This is a genomic window from Micromonospora sp. DT44 (genome assembly GCF_049841635.1).
GTDB lineage: Bacteria > Actinomycetota > Actinomycetes > Mycobacteriales > Micromonosporaceae > Micromonospora.
Genome location: NZ_JBNCKS010000132.1, coordinates 1 through 1,392 on the forward strand (window position 1 = coordinate 1; position 1,392 = coordinate 1,392).

2 protein-coding genes are annotated in these 1,392 nt (G+C 69.3%); one reads left to right on the forward strand and one right to left on the reverse strand.

What is annotated here, in order from left to right:
- A partial coding sequence (locus tag ACLQ25_RS32590; RefSeq protein ID WP_425734570.1) for a hypothetical protein occupies positions 1-274 on the reverse strand: 274 nt, incomplete at its 3' end.
- Between ACLQ25_RS32590 and ACLQ25_RS32595 the strand changes: the two genes are divergently transcribed.
- The coding region (locus ACLQ25_RS32595; protein WP_425734571.1) for a transposase at positions 267-1,392 on the forward strand (1,126 nt) is incomplete at its 3' end. The genes ACLQ25_RS32590 and ACLQ25_RS32595 overlap by 8 nt on opposite strands.

Genomic DNA, 1,392 nt, shown 5'->3' on the forward strand with positions numbered 1-1,392 from the left:
CTAGGTGACTGGTGTTAAACGATGGCTGCCACTGGCGTGGCGGCCATCGCTTTCTGTCTATTTTAGGTAGTTTGTTGGTGTGGCGTTGGGTGTGGCTTCGCAGCAGTTGGACCTCCTGGATCCGGTGAGCCGGTTCTGCGGTGAGGCGTTGCCGGCGAACTCGATCTTCGCGTTTTTGCATCAGCATCGTGAGGCGTTGTTCCCGGACGGGCTGTTTACCGACCTGTTCGCGGCGGTGGGTCGCCGGTCCGTGCCGGGCGTCGGTGGTGGCCACCGTGATGGTGTTGCAACGCCTCGAAGGGCTATCGGATCGGGAGGCGGTGGACCGGTTCACCTTCGACGCCCGCTGGCGTTACGCCGCCGGGGTCGGCGGCTGGGACGGCGCGGGCCGGGTCGGGTTCGCCCACACGGTGCTGGTCGACATGCGGGAACGACTGCGCCGCTCGGACCGGCCGGACCGGATCTTCGAGGTGGCGTTGGACGCCGCCCGGGCCGCCGGCCTGCTGGGTCGGCGGCGGGTCCTGGACTCGACACCGTTGTATGACGCGGTCGCGACGATGGACACGATCACGCTGATCCGCTCAGCGATCCGGGGTCTGCTCGCCGCTGCCGGCGGTGACCTGGGCGGACGGCTACGGGCCGTGCTAGCCAGCGGTGACGACTACAGCAGCACCGGCAAGCCGGTGATCGACTGGGACGACAAGAGCGCCCGCGACGCCCTGGTCGAGTCCCGCGCCCGCGACGGATACGCCCTGCTCGCCGTCCTCGACGGGCTGACCGACCTGCCGGAACCGGTGGGTCAGGCGATGCGGCTGCTGGCCACCATCCTCGGTCAGGACCTGGAGGCAGGAGATGACCGAACGCTGCGGATCGCTCGGAAAGTCGCCCCGGATCGGGTGATCTCCACCGTCGACCCCGAGGCCCGGCACGGGCACAAGACCAGCCACCGCGGCTTCGACGGCTACAAGGGCCACATCGCTGTCGACCCGGATGTCGAGGTCATCACCGCGACCGCGGTGACCGCCGGCAACGCAGGCGATGTCGAACCGGTCGCCGGGCTCATCGCCGACCTCACCGATCCGGCCACCGCCACCGACCCCGCCGCCGTCTACGGCGACGCGGCCTACGGCGCCGGCGAGGTCCTCCCGCAGCTCGACACCGCGGGGATCGACATCAAGACCAAGGTTCAGCCGCCCGTCGCCCCGACCGGGAAGTTCACCAAGGACCGCTTCGAGGTCAACCTCCGCGACGCCACGGTGACCTGCCCCAACGGCCTGACCGTCGCGATTCGGCCGGTCAAAGGCCACGCTCGTCACGCCGGCAAAGCCGACTTCGGCACCGCCTGCATCACCTGCCCGCTACGCGGGCAGTGCACCGACTCCAAGACCGGCC